The sequence below is a fragment of the bacterium genome, assembly GCA_022616075.1.
Classification (GTDB): Bacteria; Acidobacteriota; HRBIN11; order JAKEFK01; family JAKEFK01; genus JAKEFK01.
This window is the reverse complement of record JAKEFK010000026.1, coordinates 1-24666: the sequence shown is the minus strand read 5'-3', so window position 1 is coordinate 24666 and position 24666 is coordinate 1. Positions and strand designations below refer to the sequence as shown.

Annotated in this window: 21 protein-coding genes and 1 pseudogene; 5 read left to right on the top strand and 17 right to left on the bottom strand. The window is 50.2% G+C overall.

From position 1 onward, the window contains the following. From ppk1 to tsaB, 16 genes and pseudogenes are all read right to left on the bottom strand, one after another. The coding region (gene ppk1, locus L0156_02480; GenBank protein ID MCI0601856.1) for a polyphosphate kinase 1 at nt 1-1485 on the bottom strand (1485 nt) is incomplete at its 3' end. Further along, nucleotides 1482-3047, bottom strand: coding sequence for a Ppx/GppA family phosphatase (locus L0156_02475; protein ID MCI0601855.1), 1566 nt, complete (start codon nt 3045-3047; stop codon nt 1482-1484). The genes L0156_02475 and ppk1, both read right to left, overlap by 4 nt. A gap of 99 nt (nt 3048-3146) precedes the next feature. Continuing rightward, a complete protein-coding gene (locus L0156_02470; protein ID MCI0601854.1) occupies nt 3147-4631 on the bottom strand; it encodes a serine/threonine-protein kinase in 1485 nt (494 codons plus the stop codon). Between the two features lie 91 nt (nt 4632-4722). After that, nucleotides 4723-4977 (bottom strand): hypothetical protein, encoded by a 255-nt coding sequence (locus L0156_02465; protein ID MCI0601853.1) that lies wholly within the window; start codon nt 4975-4977, stop codon nt 4723-4725. A 168-nt stretch (nt 4978-5145) separates the two neighbouring features. Then, nucleotides 5146-5784 (bottom strand): annotated as a pseudogene (locus L0156_02460) (ABC transporter ATP-binding protein). Between the two features lie 3 nt (nt 5785-5787). After that, entirely contained in the window at nt 5788-6903 is a 1116-nt protein-coding gene (locus L0156_02455; GenBank protein MCI0601852.1) for an FtsX-like permease family protein, read from the bottom strand. Further along, nucleotides 6900-8150, bottom strand: a complete 1251-nt coding sequence (locus L0156_02450) for an ABC transporter permease (GenBank protein ID MCI0601851.1) — start codon at nt 8148-8150, stop codon at nt 6900-6902. The genes L0156_02455 and L0156_02450 overlap by 4 nt, the downstream gene beginning before the upstream one ends. 3 nt (nt 8151-8153) lie before the next feature. Further along, nucleotides 8154-9419: a Fe-S-containing protein gene (locus L0156_02445; GenBank protein ID MCI0601850.1), complete on the bottom strand. Its 1266-nt coding sequence runs from the start codon at nt 9417-9419 to the stop codon at nt 8154-8156. Beyond that, nucleotides 9419-9862 (bottom strand): transcriptional repressor, encoded by a 444-nt coding sequence (locus tag L0156_02440; protein MCI0601849.1) that lies wholly within the window; start codon nt 9860-9862, stop codon nt 9419-9421. Before L0156_02440 ends, L0156_02445 begins: the two co-directional genes overlap by 1 nt. Before the next feature lie 162 nt (nt 9863-10024). Then, nucleotides 10025-11290, bottom strand: coding sequence for an amidohydrolase family protein (locus tag L0156_02435; GenBank protein ID MCI0601848.1), 1266 nt, complete (start codon nt 11288-11290; stop codon nt 10025-10027). Between the two features lie 113 nt (nt 11291-11403). Continuing rightward, on the bottom strand, nt 11404-12639 hold the full coding sequence (locus L0156_02430) for an amidohydrolase (protein MCI0601847.1): 1236 nt from the start codon (nt 12637-12639) through the stop codon (nt 11404-11406). Between the two features lie 82 nt (nt 12640-12721). Next, nucleotides 12722-14026: a tRNA (N6-isopentenyl adenosine(37)-C2)-methylthiotransferase MiaB gene (gene miaB / locus L0156_02425; GenBank protein MCI0601846.1), complete on the bottom strand. Its 1305-nt coding sequence runs from the start codon at nt 14024-14026 to the stop codon at nt 12722-12724. A gap of 59 nt (nt 14027-14085) precedes the next feature. Beyond that, nucleotides 14086-14889 carry a CDP-diacylglycerol--serine O-phosphatidyltransferase gene (pssA, locus tag L0156_02420; GenBank protein ID MCI0601845.1) on the bottom strand — a complete coding sequence of 268 codons (804 nt, stop codon included), beginning with the start codon at nt 14887-14889 and terminating at the stop codon, nt 14086-14088. Beyond that, nucleotides 14886-15491, bottom strand: coding sequence for a phosphatidylserine decarboxylase family protein (locus tag L0156_02415; protein ID MCI0601844.1), 606 nt, complete (start codon nt 15489-15491; stop codon nt 14886-14888). Before L0156_02415 ends, pssA begins: the two co-directional genes overlap by 4 nt. Before the next feature lie 19 nt (nt 15492-15510). Beyond that, a complete protein-coding gene (locus L0156_02410) occupies nt 15511-15726 on the bottom strand; it encodes a YdcH family protein (protein MCI0601843.1) in 216 nt (71 codons plus the stop codon). A gap of 93 nt (nt 15727-15819) precedes the next feature. Further along, complete coding sequence (tsaB, locus tag L0156_02405; protein MCI0601842.1) at nt 15820-16527, bottom strand: tRNA (adenosine(37)-N6)-threonylcarbamoyltransferase complex dimerization subunit type 1 TsaB; 708 nt, start codon at nt 16525-16527, stop codon at nt 15820-15822. Nucleotides 16528-16595: 68 nt separating this feature from the next. Between tsaB and mutS the strand changes: the two genes are divergently transcribed. From mutS to L0156_02385, 4 genes are all read left to right on the top strand, one after another. Further along, nucleotides 16596-19205, top strand: coding sequence for a DNA mismatch repair protein MutS (gene mutS, locus L0156_02400; protein ID MCI0601841.1), 2610 nt, complete (start codon nt 16596-16598; stop codon nt 19203-19205). A gap of 71 nt (nt 19206-19276) precedes the next feature. After that, the gene (locus tag L0156_02395; GenBank protein ID MCI0601840.1) at nt 19277-20782 is read left to right on the top strand and encodes a hypothetical protein; all 1506 of its coding nucleotides are present in this window, start codon (nt 19277-19279) and stop codon (nt 20780-20782) included. 44 nt (nt 20783-20826) lie between these two features. Next, nucleotides 20827-21396, top strand: coding sequence for a rhodanese-like domain-containing protein (locus L0156_02390; protein ID MCI0601839.1), 570 nt, complete (start codon nt 20827-20829; stop codon nt 21394-21396). Next, nucleotides 21389-21811: a hypothetical protein gene (locus tag L0156_02385; protein ID MCI0601838.1), complete on the top strand. Its 423-nt coding sequence runs from the start codon at nt 21389-21391 to the stop codon at nt 21809-21811. Before L0156_02390 ends, L0156_02385 begins: the two co-directional genes overlap by 8 nt. An 80-nt stretch (nt 21812-21891) precedes the next feature. Here L0156_02385 and L0156_02380 read toward each other — a convergent pair whose 3' ends face one another. Next, the gene (locus tag L0156_02380) at nt 21892-24003 is read right to left on the bottom strand and encodes a rhomboid family intramembrane serine protease (protein MCI0601837.1); all 2112 of its coding nucleotides are present in this window, start codon (nt 24001-24003) and stop codon (nt 21892-21894) included. Nucleotides 24004-24103: 100 nt separating this feature from the next. Here L0156_02380 and L0156_02375 point away from each other — a divergent pair. Further along, the coding region (locus L0156_02375; GenBank protein MCI0601836.1) for a Type 1 glutamine amidotransferase-like domain-containing protein at nt 24104-24666 on the top strand (563 nt) is incomplete at its 3' end.

Genomic DNA, 24666 nt, shown 5'->3' with positions numbered 1-24666 from the left:
GTACCCGGTAATGGTGTTGAAAAATCCTGACGCATCCATTCCGAATCCTTGATCAGCCGTCATCAAGGCAATGTCCGTATACAAACGGGCGGTGCGATCGTTATAGTTTCCGGTGCCGAGATGCACATAGCGACGGATTCCCTCCTTTTCGCGTCGGACGACCAGCAATATTTTTGCGTGCGTCTTGAGTCCGACGAGGCCGTAAATGACGTGGGCTCCTGCTTTTTCCAGATGTTTAGCCCATTCAATATTGCGTTCTTCATCAAAACGCGCCATCAATTCGAGCAGCACCGTCACCTGTTTCCCTTTGCTCGCCGCCCGTGCCAGACCGCGAATGATGGGCGAATCACCGCTGGTACGGTACAACGTCTGTTTGATGGCAAGCACCTCCGGATCGTCTGCAGCCTGTGTGACCAGCTGAACAACCGGATCAAATGATTCGTAGGGATGATGCAACACAATATCCTTTTCGCGGAGCAGCGGCCAGATTTGCTCCTGCTGTTCGAATTCCGCCGGCATCTGCGGAGGTAATGGCTTATAGCGGAGATGATCCAGTCCGGTAATATCCGCAATCGTTGATAAGAAGCGTGGATCTATAAACGATGTATGTGTGTAGATCTCATTCTTATCGACCGGCATGAGCTCAAGAAGAAAATTCAGCAGACCTGTGGATATTCCCTTTTCCACTTCGATACGTACGGGCGGATTTGTGCGACGTTTCAACAATTCCCCTTCCATCATCTCCAGTAAATCAGGGACTCCTTCGTCGTCCAGTTCCACTTCCGCATCGCGAGTGATGCGAAACACGGTGTGCTCGCGAATCTCCTGTCCGGTGAACAAACGTGACAAATAACGCCGAACAATCTCCTCCAGCAGAATGAAGGAATGCTCACCGGGCGGTGACGGCAACCGGAATAACCGCGGAATCCCCGAAGGAATCGGTACAAGCGCATAACGCTCATTCTCTTCCTCCGAAGGCGGGGCCAATCGAACTCCCACGTTAAGACTTAAGTTCAGCAAATTCGGAAATGGATGTGTCGGATCCAGCGCCATCGGCGTAAGAACCGGAAAAATTTCTCGTTCAAACCGTTTTTCTACAAATGCTGTTTGTTTGGGGTTGAGGGAATCATAGGAATGAAGAATGATTTGATGCGCGACAGCCTGGGGAATCAACTGTTGCTCGATGGTTTCATACAATTGGGAAACCGTAGAGCGAACCGCTTTCGATACGGCGGCCAGCGTCTCGTGCGCAGTAAAACCTGCGGGGCAGGCGCTCAAATCTCCTTCGGAAATGCGCCGTTTGAGCGCAGCAACCCGCACCATAAAAAATTCATCGAAGTTTGAAGAAACGATGGATACAAAACGGAAACGTTCCAGAAGTGGCGTCGCAGGGTCAATCGCTTCTTCGAGCACGCGGGAATTGAAAGCGCACCAGCTCAGCTCGCGATTGATGTAAGACTCAGGATTGTCGAAATCGCCTTTCATGACGACTCGACAGCATTCGTTTGATGAACTTCGATAGGTCTGCCAAAAATCTCTCTAAACAGATCGCTCTTGTTTTGCAAGGAAAGCTTCTCCATTGCCAGGTCGCCATCCGCTTCGACTTCCAGAACATAACGGCCGCGCTCTTGATCCGGCACAATTTTCAAAGTCTGAATTTTCTTGCTGTAATCCTGATCCAGAGCGTCTGCGACTCGCAAGATACCGGCGAGTTTGCTGACAATCATGCGGGATTCACGGTCCAGAGATATATAAGGAAGGTGTGACCTGGTGGGAGGGGACTTTCGATGATAGCGCGCAATATTTGCAATCAGGTCCATATCGGAACGGGACAACCCGAAGATTTCGGATGAAGAAATAATGTACCAGGTGTGCTTATGGTGAGAGCGATCACTGATGAAAGTCCCGACATCATGAAGGAGAGCCGCGACCTCCAGGTATAAGCGTTCTTTTCTTCCCAGCCGGTGTTCGTCCTGCAATTGATCGAATATGGTAAGCGCAAGTTTCCGGACCTGTTCAATGTGGTTTTCGTTGGAATGATATTTTGCCGCGAGTCCGCGAGCGGACGCAAGAATCTGTTCATCAAACGATTCCAGACCGGCTCGCTGGGCCATATCCAGAAGGATGCCTGCGCGAATGCTCACGCTCATTACATGAATCCGTTCCACTTTTGTGCGTTCAATGATGCTGCGATACGCGAGCAGTGCCGGCACCAGAATTTCCGCCTGTGGATAGTTCAAGCTGTAACGGCGGACAATTTCTTCTGTGTCAAAGCGGGATACATCGGTCGTAAACTTTTGAAACATTTTCCGGTCCACGACCCAGATATTGTTGCCATTCATTTCCGCGTCTGTCCCGCCAATTTGACGGGCGGCAAACCGAATGTCGCCGCCGAGAGCAATCATTTCCTGCGCTTTGTCGAATGGAATCGTATTCGCGATCGTATCAATCGTATTTTTGATCTGGCGATCGAGCAATTTTAACCGCTGTTTCCATTCTCCTTTTACACCCACCAGAGATTGCCGGAGCCGCACAGCTCCAAGCGCAAATGTGCCAAAGTGAAGCGGTTTTCCCGCCTGGAGAAAGGAGATATCAGTGCTCCCTCCCCCCACTTCCACCACCAGCGTATTCTGGTTTTGCAAATCGATTTTGCCTTGCGCGGTTTCGTGAATCGCCATGTAAGTGAGGCGATTTTCTTCCGAACCGTCGATCACATCAATTTCAATGCCGGAGCGCAGGAAAGCACGATCAATAAAGGTATCAGCATTTCCAGCTTCGCGGATGGCGCTCGTTGCAACAGCGCGATAACGGGTGACGTTGTAATCCTTCATCACCTGCGAAAAATCGGCGAGCGATTGGCAAACGGTTTGAATTGTCTCCTCCCTCAAGTTCCCGTGCGTAAAAGTATCCTTTCCAAGAGCAACAGCCCGGTTCAAATTTTCAAGAGTCCGTAAAGAGCCGTCCGCTTGAGCTTCTGAAATCTCCATCCGTATGCCGCTCGATCCTACGTCGATGGCCGCAACAATAACCGGCTTTTTTCTGTCCATAGCAAAAGTATAGAACAATCACCGCAGAATGGTATGGTGTTGAGTTGTAAATTCTATGTTGCAAAACGACGCAGCCAGGACGCAGGCGAGACGCCCGCGCTACAGCGCCTTGTTCAGGGCGCGCAGAAACTCGGAGGCATCGCTGAAGCGCTCTCTCGTGTCGTCGTCAAGGGCCCTGTCGATGGTTTTGGCCACTTTTCTGGGAATATGAGAAGCGTATTCGCGGATCGGCGTAAATCCACCGCGCAAAATGACTTCGACCGGATCCTTTCCTTGTGGAAAATATCGTGGAGATTGCCCGGTCAGCATGTAATAAAGCGTGGCAGCGAGACTCCAGACATCCCCGGCAGGGCTGCTGAAACGAAACTGCGTCAATTGCTCGCGGGGCATGAACATCGCGGCATTCAAGGTCGACCCTGTCGCGCTCATCCCCGAAAAGCCGGCGCGCTCAAAACTCCGGGCAAGTCCGAAGTCCACAAGTTTTGCTGTGTACTTGTTCTGTCCCTTGAGCACGATGTTGGAGGGTTTGATCGCGCGGTGCACATATCCTTTTTGATGCGCGTGTGCGAGTCCTTCCAGAACCTGCAACCCGATCCAGGCCGCCTCTTCCAGTGGTAAAGGACTGCCTTTTTTTTGCATCCACTCTTCGGCGTTTCCTCCGGAACAGTACTCCATCCCGAAATAAAAACCGCTGCCAGCAGAACCATGTTCATACATTTCTACGATATTAGAATGACGCAATTCGCATACCGTTTCCACATCCCGGTGAAAACGCTGCCGTGATTTTTCATCCACCGCCACTTTCGCCAGCATGATCTTCAAAGCCACTTTGGTGGAATCCTCTTTTCTCTCCGCGACGTAAACCGCCCCGAGAGATCCGCGCCCGAGCATCCGTTCGATCTTGTAACCGGCAATGTTGCTGAGGGAGGCCTCCTCCTGCCCCTCTTCCCGTGATTGCATCAGCAAATGGATGAGCACTCCCACCGGATTGAACTTGGCTTCATTGCGGCACTTTTCGCAGATGTAATCTCCCAGCCTTCCGGAGCCGATTTCGCTGGAAACGTCCTTGTCGCATTGTTCGCAGCGCGCCGGTTCGGGCTTCGCAGGTTCGCCTGCGTGTTCCACTTCGGTTTTGCACTGCGGACAGAGGAAAGCGTCTTCAATCCACCGGCACATACCCTGAAACTCTTCCGGAATCTCTTTGTGACATCGGCAACAGAGCGCGGGGGCCTGGATTCGCACGAGAAAAACCGTTTCTCCTACACCAATTGTGTCCCGGTCTATGAGATCGAGGTCAGGTTGTTTCCTTTGCGCAGCTTCCTGTGGCGATTCCCCTTCTCTTCGTCCGCCGTATTTCTTGCCGTTGACATAGGTGCCATTCAAGCTGCCAAGATCACGGATCCGCACATCCGGTGGATTCACTTCCAGCATGAAATGATGCCGCGAAGCGGTTGTGTCTTCTTGCGCCAGCCGCGCATGACAATCGCGAGCACGACCAAAAATGAAAGTGTCATGCTCATCAAATACGAATTCTTTTCCGCGTATCGGTCCTTGCGTAACTTCTAATGTAATTTTGCCCGGCATGGCTGCTGAATGATTAATTATAAGTCGAATATTTTTTTTGTGCGGACGGGACATCCGCGGTCCATAATGCAGGCGGGGCGCCTGCTGTCCGTTATCGATTGCAGCAGCGGCCGGGCGGGATGTTATGGCCATGCGGACAGAGCAGAGGATGTCCCAGGAATGAGCAGATCCTTTCCGCCACATCCTGACTGATAATGTGTTCGAGTTGACAAGCTTCATCCGATGCTTCCCGCGTAGAGAGCCCAAAGGTTTGAGCAAACAGGCATTCGCCCAAACGATGACGGCGGATAATGTCGCGCGCGCGGGTCTCCCCTTCTGATGTGAATGAGATCGATCCGTTTTCCATCTGAATCATCCGGATCGATCGCAAATGTGACATCATTTCTTCTTTCAAAATCCGCACTTCCATTGCACTTTGACGATCCAGCTTATTCTCTTCGTACAACAACCAGAGTTGCTCCATCGCATCATCAATATCATCTTCAATTTGCTTCACCAACGAAGTAGCAGCGATCAGGTGTCCATGATTCAATTCAATTTGACGATCCGCGATGCGGCCCACTGCAAGATCATGCGTGACCATCAAAATCGTCAGACCTTCCCGTTCATGCAGCTTCATCAACAACCGGATAATCTCCCGTTCATTATCTTCATCCAGGTTTCCGGTCGGCTCATCCGCCAGTAAAACCTTCGGCTCGTTGATCAATGCCCGCGCCACGCAAACACGCTGCTGTTCTCCTCCGGAAAGCTGGGATGGCAGATGCTTTAAACGGTCGCCGAGTCCAATGCGGGACATCAGCTCGATTGCCTGCTCCTGATCCACAATGCTGTGGAAGTATTGCGCCAGCATCACATTCTCCAGCGCAGTAAGATGAGGCACAAGATGAAACTGCTGAAAGATCATTCCAACTTTCTGTCTCCGGAAGCCGGTCATTTCCTTTTCTGTGAAGCGGCTCGTTTCTTTTCCATCAATCAACACGGAACCGGAGCTTGGCCGGTCTAACAGCCCGATGATGTTCAAGAGAGTCGTTTTACCTGAGCCGGACGGACCCATGACCGAGACCCATTCGGCCGGCGCAATTTCCAGATTGAACTGATCCAGCGCTTTCAGACCGTTCGGATAGATTTTCGTAACATCTTTCAGCTGAATCATTGACTATGCTTCCTTCAACACCAGTGCGGCCTGTCTGTTTACGGCGCGGGAGACCGGTAAGATCGAAGAAACAATCATCAAAAGCAAGGAGAAAAAGAGCGTGATCAGGAAGACAATTCCATTCGGCGCAACGTAAGATTGAAACAACACTTTTCCAAGAATTTGCGCCATCAAAATTCCAACACCATAACCTGTGATCCCGCCGGCAAGTCCCAGAACAAGCAATTCGGATGTCAGCACGGAAGTGATTTGCTTCCTCCTCGCGCCCAGGATTCGCAAAAGCGCGATTTCCGATTGTCGCGAAAGAAGGATTGCCGAAACAGTCGTGTGGATGCAGAAAAACAAAATCACAAAAATCAAAAGAATGACGAGACCCATGAGCCGTGAAATCTTATCCAGGAAGGAGGATTCGGCTGCTGCAATTTTGCGGATGACTTGAAACTTGATGCCCGGATTCGCGCGGGCGAGTGTGGCGAATTCATTTTCAACTTGAGGCAAATCACCCAGCACGCTGAGTAAAACTGCATGGTAGCCACGATCACGACCACTCAACTGCTGTGCAATCCGTATGGGAACAAATACCTGATCATCTTCTGCCTCCCCGCTCTCCACAAAACCGCCAATGGGAAGCCTCATCAGAGACGTCCCCGCGATATCCACACTCTTCTGGTTTTCCGCCCGAATCCTTTTTGCAAAGCGCGTCCCGAGATAAATCGCATCTCCTGTAGTCTCCACTAATTTCCAGTCGTGTGAAGGATAAAGCTTTCTGTAGGAGTCAACATCCACACCCACTAACAGCACCGGCACCTTTTGAATTTGAACCGGCACAAACGATTGCGGCGTGTGCGCCACGATCCTTTCCTTGAGTGGCGAGGTTCGCAGTGCTGTGAGAAATTGCGCGGTTACAGACGCTCCCTCATTTACCGGCAACACAATCACATTTGGTCCGTAGTCCCTGAGCTCGCGATTCATGCGCAGCCGCAAATCGGTTTGCAGATTCAACAATGCAGCCACCACAGAAGCGCCCATGGTTACAGCCAGCAAAATCAGCATGGCCTTGGACTTCTTTTGCAGCAAAGCCTGCTTCAAGAGGAGCCAGCGAAATTCTTTGCGTGTCATAGATCCCTCAAAGCAACTGCCGGATCGAGCGTGATCGCCTGGCGCAGCGGCCACAAACTCCCGCACAAAATGATCAACACGCCGATCGCCGCAATCAGCGGTAAAAGAACGAGCTTTACTTCAAAAACGGACTGAAAGAGGGTGTCGCTCAAACTTACCGACAAAAAGCTGCCCACCGCGTAACCAAACAGACTACCGATTCCTCCCAGGATCAGAATTTCTCCGAATAAATAAAGGAAGAGAAAAGCGTTGCTGGAGCCGACTGCTTTCATGAGAGCGAGCTCTTTGCGCCTCTCCAGGATCATAGAGGTCGTGGTGCTTGTCATGGTCAGGGAGGAAGCGATCAGTCCGGCCAATGAAACAAGAATCATCAACCAGTTTACTTTCTTTACAATCTTCTCTTCCGTTTGTGTAATCTGTTTCACGATACGCGGTTCAGCGCCCTGAAAGGCTTTTGCGATATCAGCTGCCACCTGCGTGACATAAGGCGTGCAAGAAAAACGTTCGAGCTCCTGGGGCGTGAGTGCTTTTGAGTTTCGCTGGTGTTTGTAATAAAGACTGTTGGGAGCGGTTACAAGCGCGCTGACATAGAGCTGTTTGAATTGCCCTGGATGATCCGTGAAATCCTGAACCGTGTCGAGTCTTGCAAAGATCTGATTCTCTTCAACACCGCCGGAAGTCAGTACTCCTTTTATTTGAAATGACTGCGTTTTGCCTGAATGATCCAGCACCACTTCTTCTCCCTCTTTCCAACCAAACTGTCTGCAAATGCTCGATCCGCAAACCAGGTCAGACTTTTCCTGCGGCCACGTTCCACGAATCTGAGCATAGGGAGCGACCTTTGGAAAACTGCGGATCGTATCCACTGCGCCAAATTCTGTTCCGACAAGCTGAACTGCTCTTTGCCGGTGATGAACGGTTTGAGTCAAGAGAGGAGCCATCGCCACAATTTGATTTTTCCAGAAGATGGAATTGACTCCGGCGAGTTCCGGGATCGTTAAATAGCGATCGGTGGTGATGAACCCTGCATCCGCATCACCGGAAACCACCGGCAAAGAATCTCCTTGCGGAACGACAATGATGTTGGCGCCGAATGCGCGCAATTCTTGCTGGATCGTGTCCCCGAGATTCAACGACCAATTCAAAAGAAATGTTGCCAGGCAAGTTGCAAGCGTCACAGCGCTGATGGCAACCAGCTTTCTCCTCTGGTCGCGACGAAAGGAATTAAAGACGAGTTTCCACCACATAGATCAATGAGAATGAACCGCGCCGGAATGAAAGATTGATTCCTGTTGTTTGAGGTCTTTGAGATCGATGACGACAGTATTGCCGACTTGCGAAGAAGACAGAGGAATTGGATTGCATCCTCCACCCTGTCCGATGGTCGCCGGGTTGATGTCGGCGGCGCAATTCAAGCAGATGATAGCGCCGGCTTCCTGAACATATCCCTGACTGCCACAAATCTCGCAAGCATCAAACGCAACATAGATTTTGTCGGTCTTCATCAAAATGAAGCGAACCCCCGAATCCGGAACGATGAATCGATGCAGATTGCCATCGGATACGGTGGCCATGGCGATTTCAATCTTGCCATCAACAGGAGTCACGGCGACCGGATCTGAAAGTGTTCTGGTCTGGCCGTAAACGAAATCAAGAGTGATGAATACGACGATCAATAATGAAAGCGCGGCCGTCGAAGTTCGCCAAATCATTTGACGCCGCTGTTGCGCGAGGTGCAACCTTTTTTCAGCTGCGGATGAAGTTTCCACCATTGCTTTAGCACGGCCGGGAATGACCAGATACAGCGCAGGAATCATCAGAACACCGATCAGGAACAGTGCGTTGTTCTTCACGATCGGTCCGACAACGGCCATGCCTCTCGGACCGATGTCGATCAAGCCCCCTTCCGATAATTCATGAATGCCCCCGATTACCAATTGAACCACAAAGAGCATCAGCACGATTCCTGTGACTTTGAAGAAACGGCCCAGATCGATCCGTAGGGATCCACGAACAAGAAAAATGCCGAAGAGCGTCGCCAGAAGAAGCCCCACGACTCCGCCAAAAAAGCTCAGCAACGCATTGGTCGTGAGAGTCACAGCGCTCAAAAATATGACCGTCTCAATTCCTTCACGAAAAATCATTAAAAAGACAAAAAAGAAGATTCCCCACCAGACTCCAGTGGCGCCGGCTTCTTGACGGACGGCAATCACTTCGATCTTTTCTTCAATTTCCTTCTTCAAGCCGCGGGCGGATTTCCACATCCAGACGATCATGGTGCTGACGAACGCAGCCGCAGCAAACATCAAAATACCTTCAAAAATTTCGCCGTTCAATGCAATACGCTGCAGCACATACGCCCCCGCAATACTGGCGGCGAGAGCGATGCCGAGCCCCCACCAGACCGCGCCCGCAAGGTGTTGTCTGCCGGTTTTCCGCAAATAGAGCAGGACGATTGCGATCGCAAGAGCGCCTTCCACGCCCTCACGAAGTGTAATCACCAGTGATGAAAACATTATTTAGAAACTTTCCTTTCTTTTCGACAGTTACTGCAATAACCGTAGATTTCGTGTTTGTGGTATTCCATTTCAAAACCGTGACTGCGAATAATCCGCATCTGAACATCTTCCAGCTTAGGGCTGTCAAACTCAACAATCTTCCCGCACGTCAGACAGATCAGATGATCGTGATGGGCAACGTTTACGTCGTATTTTGTGTTTCCATTTGCAAATTGCCGTTCCACGGCGATTCCAGCTTGCACGAGCAATTTCAGCGTCCGGAAAATCGTAGACGGGTTGATGATCTGCCCTTTTTTGCGAAGATGCTCATGCAGCTCTTCGATGCCATAGTGGCCGTTCAGTTCCAGGAATTCCCGCACAATGAACTGCCGTTGAGGCGTCAAACGCCCCTTATGGTCCCGGACAAAACTCTCAAATTTCTCGGCCGCTTGCGTATTCATCTTTTGTCTTATTGCAATCGCATTGCAATTGCAAAGTGTAGATAATAACGGCAGGAATCAAGGGTGTCAAGGGACTTTAGATTTGAAACGCCAAGGCGCCAGGAACGCCAAGGGAAAAAATTCTCTATTCTTCTTGGCGACCTGGCGTCTTGGCGGTTGAATTCAATTCATTTCTTCGTAGAGCTGTTCGTGGTAGTTCGGCTCCGTGATCTCCTGGCCACCGATAAAGACGTTCGAAATTCTTGTGCGTGGTTCCAGCGGATCCCCTTCTGCAACGATTACGTTTGCGCGCTTCCCTGCTTCGATGGTCCCGGCCGTCTGATCGAACCGGAAGATTTTAGCAACGTTGGTTGTGATTGCCTTCAACGCCTCTTCATACGGCAATCCGTTTGCCACAGCAAGGGCGGCCTCGTACGGAAGATTTCTAGCGTTATGCGTTTCATTGCTCTGGATCGCAATCAGGACTCCTGCTTTGTGCAACTGCATCGCGCTTTCGTAGTTTGCGCCGAGAGTCTCCATAGAATCGGGCTGAGTTGTTACAGGTCCCAGAATGACAGGGATTTTTTCACGCGCCAGGATGTCGGCGATCTTGTAGGCGTTGGTTCCATGATTGATGACAAGATTTTTTTTGATCCCGAATTCTTCTGCTATGCGAATCGCTGTCAAAATGTCATCGACTCGATGAGCGGAAACGACCAGAGGAATTTTCCCTGCAAGCACATCCAGAACTGCATCAAGCTTCATATCCCGTTCCGGGGACTTATCTTCGTCTTTCGGTTTCTTTTCAGATTTTTTTTTCTCGTAACGTTTCCATTGTTCTTCGTACTCGCGTGCCTTGACTAGCGTCTGGCGAATCAGTGCGGCTGTGCCCATCCGTGTGCTCGGTGCTTTGTTTGCTTCCCCGTATTTTGCCTTGGGGGCTTCTCCCATCGTCACGTGCAAAGCTGTAACAGGTTTCAAAACGACTTCATCGATTCGCTTCCCTGAAAACTCGATCAAAGAGCTCATTCCTGCAAACACATTTTCATCGGCCGGAGAAACGATTCCCGCAACAACACCATTGCTGCGCGTCACGCCGATGGCAAAACTCTCCGGGAAAAACGCATCGGTAACGCGCATCTGCGGCGTTACCGGATCCACGCTTTCGGAACTATCAACGGTCGCGGTTACCTGGGTCACTTCACTCAAACCGATATGGCAATTCGCATCGATGAACCCGGGAAACACGCTTTTTCCGGATGCGTCAATCACCCGCGAGTCCGCAGGGACACTCACATTTGAGCCGACTTCTTGAATCTTTCCATCGCGCATCAACACTGTTCCCTTTTCAATTACCGGACCAGCCATCGTGTAAATTTTCGCATTCGTGATCGCGATCGTTTCAGAGAACGCAGGAGAGGAAAGGAGCAGGAAGAAAAGAGCAAACATGGTGCAAAAGCTATTTAGGGAGTCCTTGCGGGAGCGCGGGCATCTTTGCCCGCAAAAACTTGTGGAGTTTTCGCATCCTTGAGGACTGGAAGTCCGCGCTCCAACTAGCAGTCTCATTTTGCCCTCCTTTCATAGGTCGTCCTGCCTTCTACCATCGTGAGAAGGACATGAGAATAAATGCTCAACGGCGGGCCATCAAACATTACGATGTCGGCCTTTTTGCCTTTTTCGAGTGTTCCCACATAACGATCGATTCCCAGCATTTTTGCGGGCCAGATCGTGATGGTCTTCAGCGCATCCGCTTCGCTCATACCATATTTCAAGGTTTTTTCCGCTTCCACATTCATTCGCTGCACAAGATCGCTGCTGTCGGTATGGAGATTGACAACGACTCCTTTCGAAACGAGATGAGCAGCATTCCAGGGAATCCCTTTCCACGCTTCCACTTTGAAACCCCACCAATCGGCCCAGGTTGCGGCGGCGATGTTTCGTTTCGCAAGAATATCCGCGACTTTGTACGCTTCGAGCGAATGCTGGAAGGAAGTGATCTTAAAGTTGAACTGATCGGCAATTTCGATCATGTGCATCATTTCATCTGCTCGATAGCAATGCACATGCACAAGAATTTTTCCATCCAAAACCTGCAACAGCGTTTCCCACTTCAGGTTTTTTTCCGGCGGTTCTTTGGTCTGCTTCTTGTTATATCGTTCCCATTTATCTCGGTATTCAACGGTTTTCGTAAAAGCATCCCGCAACAAATAGAAGTTGCCCATGCGCGTTGAGGGCAGTTGGTTGCGTGTGCCATACACGCGTTTAGGATTCTCACCGAGCGCCATTTTGATTCCGCGCGGCGCTTCTTTGAATACGATCTGGTCGACAGTGACCGCCCCCGGAATCACATGAACTGTAATGGCTTTTCCACCGATCAGATTCGCGCTTCCGGGCAAGATCTGGACGGTTGTTGCACCACCCGCAGCGGCTCGCTGGAACGCCGGATCTTCAGGACTGACCGAATCGAGCGCATCCACGTGCGCCGTGATCGGATCCGTGGCTTCATTTCCATCCGAATTTGCATCGACACCCGGCCAGGGATACACGCCCATATGCGAATGCGTGTCGATGATTCCAGGCATCACGTGTTTGCCGCGTCCCTCGATACGACGCGCGGCATCCGACACGTTCACGCCCGTTCCTACTTCGGCAATGATGCCGTTCCGAATCAGGATCGTTCCTTCCTGAATGACTCCCCCGCTGATGGGATAAAGAGTGGCATGTTCAATGGCAATCTCTTCGGAAAAGGCGGACAGAGCGAATAAGAAGCAGAAATAGAGCAGAGCAAAATGTTTCATCTTCCCTCTCTTAGCAAAGTAGCGCGGCCGTCCCGGCTGCGTGAGTTAAGAAGACGCAGGCGGGACGCCCGCGCTACTTTGTTTACAAACGGCCCTGTAGAGAATTCGGGCCGGCATCGGTGATTTGAACCTGAACAAACTTTCCCAGCAGACCCTCGGAGCCTTGAAAATTCACGACCCGGTTGCAACCCGTGCGACCGCTGAGCATCGCCTCTCCTTTTCTGGAATGCGATTCCACCAACACTTCCTGCGAAGCTCCAATCATTTTTTTGTTTAACCGCAGCTGAATTTCCCGTTGCGATTGTTGAAGCTCCGCAAGGCGTTCGCTTTTTTCCTCTTCCGGAACATCATCTTCCATTTTCAAGGCCGCGGTGAAAGGACGCTGGGAGTATTTAAAAGAAAAAATGCCGGAATATTCCACTTTACGTACTACATACATAGTACGTGCAAAGTCTTCGCGAGTCTCTCCGGGGAATCCCACAATGATGTCCGAGCTTAAAGCGATATCCGGGCATCGCTGTCGCAAGTATTCCACTTTGGCCAGATAATCTTCCCGCGAATAGTCCCGTTTCATCCGTTTCAGCACATCATTCGACCCGGCTTGCAGCGGCAGATGCAAATTATTGCAAAGTTTAGGAAGGGATCCATAAAGATCCATCACTTTGGGATTGATATCGCTTGGATGAGGGCTGGTGTAACGAAGCCGGCGGATTCCCGGAATCTCATGAAGTGAAATCAGGAGGTCGGCGAAATCAAACTGATTGTAGCGATAGGAATTCACGTTCTGGCCCAGCAGACAAATCTCAACAAATCCCTGTTCGGCACAGTGGCGCGCTTCTTCCAGAATCGAGTGAGGGTCACGGCTGATTTCGCGCCCCCGCAAAAAGGGAACCACACAAAAAGTACAAAACTTATCGCAGCCTTCCATGATCGTGATGTACGCCTTAAAAGGCGCATCCCGCAGAACCGTGTCCACTTCAAACGTTGGTTCCTGGCGGGGTCCGGATAGCGCAAGCAATTGTTTGCGCCCACTCTCCAGCTGCTCCAAAAGCGAGGGCAAGTCGGATACATTTTTGGGGCCGAACACCATGTCTACATAGGGACGTCCTTTGAAAAAGAGCTCCTTTTCCTGCTGAGCCAGGCATCCGCAAACGCCGATCGCCATTCCGGGTTTTCCCGTTTTCAGTTTCTTAAGCTGGCCGAGCCGCGTGAATATTTTCTGCGCCGCTTTTTCCCGCACACTGCAGGTGTTCAGCAGAACGAGATCGGCGTCAAATTCATCTGCGGAAGGAGAATAGCCCAGCCGCGACAGAATGCCCGCCATTTTCTCCGAATCATGGACATTCATCTGGCAGCCGTACGTCTCTATGTAGTACTTTTTATCCATAAACTCCTTCGGGCGGGACGCCCGGTACTTTGTTAATTTAAATGAAGAAGCTATTTAGATCAACTTGGATTTACCGGGACCGGGGCTGAAGGATCCGGCTGGGGGGCTTCCGGTTTCGGTTTACGCGAAAACATTCCCACGATGCCCGAAACAGCATAAATCACAGCGAGGGTGATGAGAGCCCGTTTCAAATCGAATGCCATGAAGCCGATGATCAACGCGATCAGGACAATCGTCCGGTAGGAACGAGGTTGTTTGAGGTCAAGATCCTTGAAAGTGCGATAACGGATTCTGCTGACCATCAAAAAAGCAAGAATCAACATGATCGCAACAGCGACAATCGCCCAGAATTCTCCCGCGACACGTTCTGGAAAATAATAAATCGTAGCGGCTACGAAACCGGCTGATGCCGGCGTTGGCATCCCGGTGAAATACCTTTTATCAGGATGACCGGTCGTCTGCACATTGAACCGTGCGAGCCTGCTGGCAGCGCAAATAATGAAGAGAAAGCAGGCGATCCATCCCGCGCGATCAATCAATCTGTTTTCAAAATGGTAAAAGGCCCATTGATAGCAAACAACTGCAGGCGCAACGCCAAAAGTGATCACATCTGCCAGTGAGTCCAGTTGAACGCCGAACGCGGAGCTCGTGTGAGTCATTCGCGCGATCCGTCCATCTAGAGTATCCAGGATCATCGCGATACCAATGAGGAGTCCTGCGCGCTCAAAATTTCCCTGGATCGCTGAGCTGATGGAATAGAAGCCGCAAAATATGTTGGAGACGGTGAAGAGACTCGGGATGATGTACATTCCGCGTCTTGACTTCTCGCGAATCTTGGCTTTCGTCCACTTCCTCTGTCTCATGGAAGCTCCCCTATCGCGGTCTTGCCGCCAGCGACGCGGTCTCCGCGTTTGACGAGCACTTTTGAACCGGCAGGAAGAAAAACATCCACACGGGAACCAAACTTGATCAAACCGATTCTATCTCCCACATGCAGCGTTTCCCCGGGTTTTCTCCAGCAAACGATTCGCCTTGCAATCAAACCTGCTATTTGTACGAACCGCACGGTTTTTCCTTCATGTTCCATAGTGATGGAGTTGCGTTCATTTTCCAGCGAAGCGCGTTCATCAAACGCGATCAGGAATTTGCCTTTGTGGTAATCAACGCTGGAAATCTTTCCTGAAATGGGCGCGCGGTTGATGTGAACATCAAAGACGGAGAGGAAAATGCTGATTGCTTCCTGTCCATTTTCCTGGCGAACGGAAACAACTTTTCCATCAGCAGGTGAAGCCACCTGGCGCTCCGTTCCTTGAAACTTTCTATCGGGATCCCGAAAGAAAAAGGTGACAAAAGCCGCGAGCACAAGCAACGAAGCACCGGGCCATCTCCATCCTGCCACCAACGCAACAATGCCCGCAATACCCAGGATGGCAATATAGGGATAGCCCTCTTTTGCAATGGACATGAATCGATTAGAACAGGACCTACACTGAGCTCTTTTTGATGAGCTCTTGCATACGATCCTTGATCACAAGTTTCTTCTTTTTCAGATTAATTTCTTCGAGTTTTTCGGAATCGGATAAGTACAAACGGGAGGTTAACTCCTGCAGACGGCTTTCTAAAGAACGATGCTGATCGGATAAAGACCTGTATTCGGAATTCTGTTCATACAAGACCTGAGAGATGTCTCTGCTCTCCATATTTTCCTCCTTGAAGTTTGGCGATTAATCAGGTGAGATATCAAAAGCATTATTACATATAATATAACAAAATTTTTTTGTACAGGCTTGCGTCTAATCAGTCGCTGACGGCACAGAAATCTTTGGGGGTCGTGGACCTTTCGACTCTGCATCGGAGGGGCGCAGATAAGCAGCCTTCAGCTCATTTCCGGTAAGGACTTCTCCTTTCTCGAATCTCCTTCTCGATTGTTGCGCTAGAGTTCGCGCAAGCACCAAATCGGATGGATGAAGAAGTTGAGAAGCCGGATGGTTTCGAAGAAGATCCCAGTAAAGATGAGCCCCGGGACCGCAAAAAATCACAGGTGATTGTGGAAGATTGTTGCTCCACGAAACAGGATCGATCGATTTTGGATCGATTCTGAGGGAAAGCTCGGAACCTTTTTTTTCATAGAGGCAGGTGAAAATCTCCCGTCGCCTGGCATCAAGCGCCGGGCAGATCAACCCATCATCGGGAACTTGCAGCGCTGCAATCTCCAGGGCGCTTGCTGCAACAACGGGAACTTGCAAAGAAAAGGCAAGCCCTTTGACAACGCTTAGAGAGATGCGAAGTCCTGTGAAGGAACCCGGGCCGTTGATTACTGCAATTCCCTGGATTTCCCGGATGTCAAAATCCAGATGGGAAAAGAGCATCTCAATGGCAGGCATCAACCGCTCGCTATGCGTTTTGCCCCCCACAGTTACGTATTCTGCTACGATCTCATCGCCGTGCGCGATGCAAACGCTGCAGACGTTCGTGGAAGTATCCAGCGCAAGAATTTTCATCACTTTATTATGGCATGATATATTTTCAAATTCGGAACTTGGCGCCTTGGCGTCTTGGCGGTTAAAAAATGAGCTCTCTTACTCCGATGTTGCAGCAATATCGCAGCATCAAGCAACAATACACCGATGCGATTCTATTCTTTCGAATGGGCGACTTCTATGAGATGTTTTTTGAAGATGCCTTTGTCGCTTCGAAAGTGCTGGATATCGCGCTCACCAGCCGGGACAAGAACAAGGACTCAGCTATTCCTATGTGCGGTGTTCCGTGGCATTCGGCGGATTTCTACATCGCGAAACTCGTGAAATCGGGACACAAGGTAGCGATTTGCGAACAGGTCGAGGATCCGAAACTCGCGAAAGGAATTGTGCAACGGGAAGTGATCCGTGTTGTGACTCCGGGAACATACGCCGAAAGCGCTCAGATGCAACCGAAAGAGCACCAGTACCTCTGCGGAATGGTGATTCGTGACAAGCAGGCCGGATTGTCGTTTGTCGATGTTACCACCGGGGATTTCCGGCTCTCGCAGTTTTCCCTGGAAGCGCATCACGAAAACTTATGGGAAGAGATTGAAACGCATGCGCCAACGGAGCTCCTCTTTCCGATGTCCTTTCAACCGGAGGGAGATCCCTCAGGAATCCTTTCGGCCATCGTAAAGACGCCGCTAGAAGACTGGATTTTTGAGCTGCAATATGCGCGCAAGCTCCTCCTGGATCATTTCGTCGTCGAGTCGCTGCAAAGTTTCGGATGCGAGAACCGTGAATTGGCCGTAGCGGCAGGAGGGGCGGTTTTGCATTATCTGTATCAGACGCAAAAATCAGCTCTGAAGCACATCAACAGATTGTCTTTCTACGAACGTAGTGACTTCATGCAGCTGGATGCCCAAACGATCCGGAATCTGGAACTTCTGACAACGCTGCAGGGACAACAGCTGGAAGGCTCGCTGATGGGAGTTCTCGATGCAACAGGCACCGCTTCCGGTGGACGGCTCTTAAAAGAATGGTTGTTGAAGCCCTTATTGAAAATCGCCGAAATTGAAAAACGGCTGAACGCGGTGCAGGAGCTGACGGAAAAAACCATGGAGAGGGGCATCATCCGGGACGAATTGCAGCAGGTTCAGGACCTGGAACGAATTGCAAGCCGTATCACAATGGATCTCGTACAACCTCGCTATCTGATCGGATTGAAGCAGTCGGCTTGGGTGCTTCCAAAAATCAAATCGTTGATGGCCGCTTTTCATTCCGAACCGCTTCACAAAATCGCTTCAGAAATGGACACGTTGGAGGATATCGCGGCTCTCATCGAGGAGGCCATCTCAGATCAGCCTCCGCTGAATGCAAGGGATGGAAATGTAATCAAACCGGGTTTTCATTCCGAACTGGATGATCTGCGGGTGCTCACTCGCAGCGGAAAAACGGCCATCGCTTCCATTGAAGAGCTGGAGCGGCGCAAAACCGGAATTAACAATCTCAAGGTCGGCTACAACAAAGTGTTCGGCTACTACATTGAGATTTCACGCGGGCAGTTGTCAAAAGTGCCGGCCGATTTCGAGCGGAAACAAACACTGGTCAACGCGGAACGTTTTATCACGCCGGAGCTGAAAGATTACGAATACAAGATTCTGACTGCGGAAGAGAAAATTGCAAAACTGGAAGAAGAACTTTACGCCGACGTTTGCGTCAAGATAGCGGTCCATATTCTGCGCATGCAAAAGACCGCCGCGCTGCTGGCCGAAGCAGACGTCTATGCGGCATTAGCGGAAGTGGCCGCGCGCAATAACTATCGGCGTCCCACCTTCCATGAAGAAAACAGCTTGAAAATCGTGGAAGGGCGCCATCCCTGCGTGGAGTTGCTCCACCCGGCCGAAAGGTTCGTGCCAAATGATTCTTATCTGGATAACGATAGCAACCAGATACTGATCGTAACAGGCCCAAACATGGGAGGCAAATCCACCTTCCTGCGGCAAACCGCACTGATAGCGCTTCTTGGCCAGATGGGCTCTTTTGTGCCTGCAAGGGAGGCACGATTGCCTGTTCTAGATCGCATCTTCACACGCATTGGAGCGTCCGATAATCTCGTGAAGGGACAATCTACTTTCATGGTGGAAATGATCGAAACTGCATACATCTTGCATCATGCGACCCCCAAAAGTCTGATCATTCTGGATGAAATTGGACGAGGCACGAGCACTTTTGATGGAGTTGCGATCGCCTGGGCCGTTGCTGAATTTCTGCATACTTTTCCAAGGGTCCGCGCAAAAACCCTTTTCGCAACGCATTTCCACGAACTGACGGAGCTCGCTCTCACCTGCTCCCGCGTAAAGAACTTCAACATTGCGATCAAAGAATGGAATGACGAAATCATTTTTCTGCGAAAGGTTCAGGAAGGAGCAGCCGACAAAAGTTACGGGATTCAGGTTGCCAGACTTGCGGGTTTGCCTCCAGAAGTTTTGCAGCGGGCGAAGCAAATTTTGAATACGCTGGAAAACAACTCATTTGATTTGCAAGGCAAGCCAATCCTTGCGGGACGATCGGAAGAGCCTGCAACCTTGCAGCTTGATCTTTTCAAAGAAGACGTCAGACAAGAAGCGATCGATAAAATCCGCAAAGCAAATCTTGAAAATTTAACTCCGCTTCAGGCACTAAACTTGCTGGCGGAGTTGAAGGATAAACTTTCGTAGGGGCGACCCTTGTGGTCGCCCTTTACGGGCGGGGACAAGCCCCGCCCCTACCAGTTTGGTATGATTGTCGCATGTCGGAAGATTTAAAAACGGCGCTCGGACAGTGTTTCTGGATCGGCATCAACGGAACCACACTGGACGATCCCTACACAAAGGAAATTTTCCAGACATTTCAACCAGGCGGGATCTGTTTATTTCAACGTAATGTAGAATCGATCGAACAGGTGAAGCTGCTGAATTCTTCGATTCAAAAAGCGAGCAAGATCCCAATGTTCCTCGCGGTGGACCAGGAGGGGGGCACCGTCGAACGATTGCACAAAATCATTGGAACGATTCCTCCATCGATGGCGCTCGCCGCTGCGCAAAAACCATCACTGGCGCAACGCATTCATCAATGTCACGCGCGACTTTTGCAAGCCATGGAATTCAACGTCAACTTTACTCCGGTTCTGGATCTGGCTCTGCAAAATGCGGATAACGGTCTTGGCACGCGATGTTTCAGCAACAATCCCAAAATCGTGATCCGGTATGCGCGGGAAGTTCTCGATGCGCATCTAAAATCAGGTATTCTCCCATGCGGCAAACACTTTCCAGGCCTTGGAGACACGGACCGCGATTCGCATCTGGATCTACCCACTGTTCCGCGACCATGGAAACGAATTGAGCGTGAGGATCTCCTTCCTTATAAAGAGTTGCTGCCAAGCGTGCCATTCATCATGGTGAATCACGCACTCTATCCGGACAAAAATAAGAAATTGCCGGCATCCCTCGCGAAAGAAATTGTCACAGATTTCCTGCTCAAAAAATGGAATTATCAGGGCTTTGCAATTTCCGATGATTTGATCATGGGCGCCATCTCTAACATTTACAATCTTGCGGATGCATGCGAAAAAGCGCTGGAGGCGGGAAATCATCTTTTCCTGATCTGTCGTCCGGAAGAAGTGACAAACGTATTTGCAAAATTGTTGCGAAGGGCAACAAGAAGTGAGCGGCTCACAAATGCTATTTATCACAATAGCAGCAAAATTCTTTCCTTTAAGTATTCGCATTTTTCTGGGACGCGGCAGAAAGTCTCTCTGCAAAAAGAAATCAAGCGGCTGAAGAAATTCTCTGAAGAAGCGGCGAGCAGAGCGATAACACTGATAAAAGGACAGCCGCTAAAAACTCTGCCCGGCCGTTGCACGATCTTCTATCCACGCACGAAATGGCTGCCCGCTGAGGAAACCGGCGTGACTCCATATCTCACGAAGCGTGGCGTGGAGGTCAAACAGGAGCCTTTTGCAATTCAGATTCAAGAACCGGAGAGCGTTGCACTGGCGCGCAATTCGAATACAGAATGGAACATTGTGATCGTGACCAACCCTGGAATGAATCCTGGCCAAATGCGGTTGATTCGGGAATTGCTTCGTCAGAATAAACAAGTCGCCGTGCTGAGCGGAGCGTTTCCCTCTGAGAATTTTCCCGAAGAAGTGAAAACGGTGATTGCCGCATACTGGACTTCGCCGGCGGCGTTGTCTGCTGCGGCAAAAGCGCTTTGGGGTGAAGAAAAAATGCTAGGGGTTGTTCCGTTGTATTAGCAATGCGGGCGGGACGCCCGCGCTACTTTGTTATGGAGGATTTTATGTTGTACGTAGTGCTTGGAGTTTTAGCGATTCTTGCTTTATACAATCTCATCGCGTTAAAGAGTCTTCGCAGGAAGCTGGAAGAGATAAAGGATTCGATCCACAGCCAGGTCTCGTGGGCAAAAGAGGACCTGCGCGGCGATATTGGTGGAATCAAAACGGTAATGAAGGTCCTGGCAGCCGGCGGACGTGTCACCTCGGATATGGTTGAAGAAGGAAAACCGTTTGGAGATATTTCCGCAGCCGACGCCGTAAAGTTTTTGAAAGAGAATCCCGAAACGGTGGTTGTGGACGTACGGACTTCTTCCGAATTCCAATCGGGTCACATCCCTGGAGCGCGATTGATTCCTGTCGATGAAATTGAAAACCGATTGAGCGAAGTTCCCAGGGAGGTCAGCCATCTTCTGGTGACCTGTCAGGGAGGAGCTCGCAGCGCAGCGGCATGTCAGATGCTGAGCGAAAAAGGATATACAAATCTGATGAACATGTATGACGGCATGGGGGCCTGGCCCGCACAAAAGGAAATCGGAGTAACGATTCGGCCACCTGCAACCAACCGAAATGGCTGATCACAATTTCCGGTGCGGCGACGTTTTGATATGTACGTCAAAATACCACGCACAACAGTTAAGCATCGAAGGCCAGCCTGGAATTGTGATGGGGACAAAACCACATCACATCCATCTCTGGTTTGAACCCTCCCGCAGGGCTTACTGGATCAACTACGATATTTTGCGAAGACTTGAAGACGCCGAACTTTCCCCGCTTCTGGATAGAATTCAATTTCTCACATACAGCTTGAGCGCGGAAGAATGGGAGATTGAAGAAACCGCTGAACAAGTCAGTTTGATCTGTTATGTCGATGAAATTCATTTTGAAACACTGCAGGAACTGCGAGCTTACCTGGATATCGACTATATTGCGCTCTCCCTTGGTCCGGAGGGGATGGGGCGCATGATCACGCGCATCCTGTGGGCCAAATAAAATTTTAACGCAGAGACGCGGAGACGCAGAGATTCAAAGATTTTTATCCTTTTTTTTCTCTGCGTCTCCGCGCCTCTGCGTTAAAGAGTTAGTTTTTCCTTAAGGCGCGATTCATAACGCGCCAGATCCGGATAAGTGGCAAAGTTCGGACCGAGACAGGAATCGTGGTTTGGGATACAACGAGCGGCGCTGTTCTTAATCACGATTCCCATAAAATTTTGAAAAGCTTCTTCAAAGGATTGATCGACTCCCGGAAACAATTTATCAAAAGATATATCATCGCTTTTCAGACGGTAAATGGTGGAGTTCACAATCAAGTCAACGACCAGAAAAGCTTGCTGAGGCCCGGGTATGGAAGGATCCGAGACACGAACTCGCCCAACGGAAACAGTTCGAATTTTCTTCCAGGGAAGAAGCCCGGTTGTTTGCTGTTCGTTCCGTATGTCTAGCCCTTTCAAAGCCAGCCGGTCCAGGCGGCATTGTACGATATGCCAGCCGTTGGATATGGCGCCATCGAAACCACCATCGGGAAGCAATACGCGATCCGCAGACCCTAATCGTGCTGCCGGACGCGGTGGGATGACCGGCGGGGGCACAACAATGGCTTGAGTGGAGTCATCCACGGGAAGAACTGCCTCGGGTGCCGATTCCGGCACCGTTTCTGCCGCCACCTTAAAAGGTAATGGTGGCGGAACAGGAATGACGGCCGCTGCTTTAACAGGGAAAGCAGAAGCCGGCATTTCAGGAATCTGATACCTCTTGATATCCATTTGCAAGGCGGCTCGCCATTGTGAATCGGCGTGAGGATGATGATAAGAGCGCCAAAAATTTTCGATCGCCTTATCGCGATCGATCATTTTTTCAAAGTAAAGCCTTGCCAGTTTGCTGTAAGCCCGCAATGAAATGGGATCTTGAGGATAATTTGCTGTGACTTCTTCGTAGTGTTGGGACGCAGAACGAAAATCGAGTGTCTCTTCAAAAAAGGTTCCAAGACCAAGCAACGATTTTGCCGGAAGCGGCTGCCTGAGCGGTGAATTCTGGTATTGATGGTAAAGATCCAGAAGCAAGTCCCAATCACGTGTGCGTAGAAGAATGTCGAAAATCGCTACGCTGAATTTCATGTAGGAACTTGCATCTTTGTTTATCTCAGCGATTCTGCGCATTTCCAAATACGCTTCCAGATGGTTTGGATCATCGCGAACGACACGATGCAGAAGAATCAGTGCATCCGGATAGTTTCCTTCCTCCGATAAGTTCATGGCGCGCAGGAAATCGGGATGCTGTGCCAGTCCAACCTTCTTTTCAATTTTTGGCGCAATGAAACGCTCTTCGATCTGAAATTTCTTCATTCCAAACGCAAACAACGCGCCGAAAACAAATCCACCGATGTGCGCCCAGAATGCGACGCCATACGAACCATCCTCATCCAGCATCGCGTAGAAGAATTGCTGAGCAAGCCAGAGTGGAAGCATGACATAAGCAGGCGCTTTGAAGGTCCCCCTGACCCAGAACCAGATCGCATAAAAGAATGAGATTTTCGTATCGTACAAACGCACCAGAAACGCGCCCATTAATCCGGCAATTGCGCCGGAAGCTCCTACCAGAGGGCTCGTGTCTGCGGGATACTTCAAAGCGTGGGCCATCGTCGCGGCAATACCGCTCAACAGGTAGAACGCCGTGTAGAGCGGACGTCCCCATAGATCTTCAATGTTGCAACCGGCAAGGTATAGAAAAAACATGTTTCCAATCAGGTGCAACCATCCGCCATGAATGAACATGCAAGTAAACAAACCGATAAACGAGGGCTCGGCTGGAATATAACCATATCTCTCGTACGGATTTGATTTTTCAACTCTCTTAACATCTCGGATCAGGGAATTAAGAGTTTCCTGATCTTCCTTTACTTGCTCGGGATCGAGATCCTGTTTGTTTGTGGCTTCCCTGAGAGCGTCCAGTTGTTGAAGTTGCCAGTCTTCAAAATATTTCCGGCCTTCTGGTGGTATTTCTAAATAAGGATGTGAAGCAACATATTGCTGAAGTGCATCCAGTTTCTCATAGAGATCATCCAGGCTGCTTCCGCCATAATGGGTAAACAGAAAAAACACAACATTCAGAGCAATCAGGGCGAAAGTAACGTAGGGAAGACGCTGAACGGTCTGTTTTTCATGAGCAAACGGCAGCAGTATGAACATGTAGGTCCCCTTCAGATTCCATCACAATTGAAGTCTGTTTGACAAGCAGGATTTTTTCCGTAGTAGAATTGAATTCAGAATAACCACACGAGGAGGGTAAATGTCATTCAAAACCACGCTTCATTTTTTATGCATTGTCATTTTACTCGCCGGGCCGGCATTTGCTGGAAAGGCTTTTGACTATTTCGTCGTTGGTAATCCGGATGATGTCGTCACAACTGCAAGTCCGCTTTTGGTGCTTCAGGGAGGAGGAACCGATGTGGATGAAAACTTTGTCCGCATGGGTGCCGCTTCAGGTGGCGGGGACTTTGTGGTGATTCGAGCGACTGGAACTGACGCGTATAACCCGTACATTTACGAACTATGTTCCTGCGATTCCGTTGCAACTCTAATCCTGAAAAACCGGCAAGCCTCCTTCGACTCCTTTGTGATCAGCACAATTCGGAACGCTGAAGCTCTATTTATTGCGGGCGGAGATCAATCCGACTACGTAGTAAACTGGAAAAATACGCCTGTTGAGGACGCCATCCATTTTATAGTTAACAAGCCTGCTCCCGTAGGCGGAACCAGCGCCGGAATGGCCATTATGAGCGAATTCGTTTATGCAGCTCTGAGCTCCAGCAGCCTAACCTCTGAGGAAGGACTGTCGAATCCATTCCACCG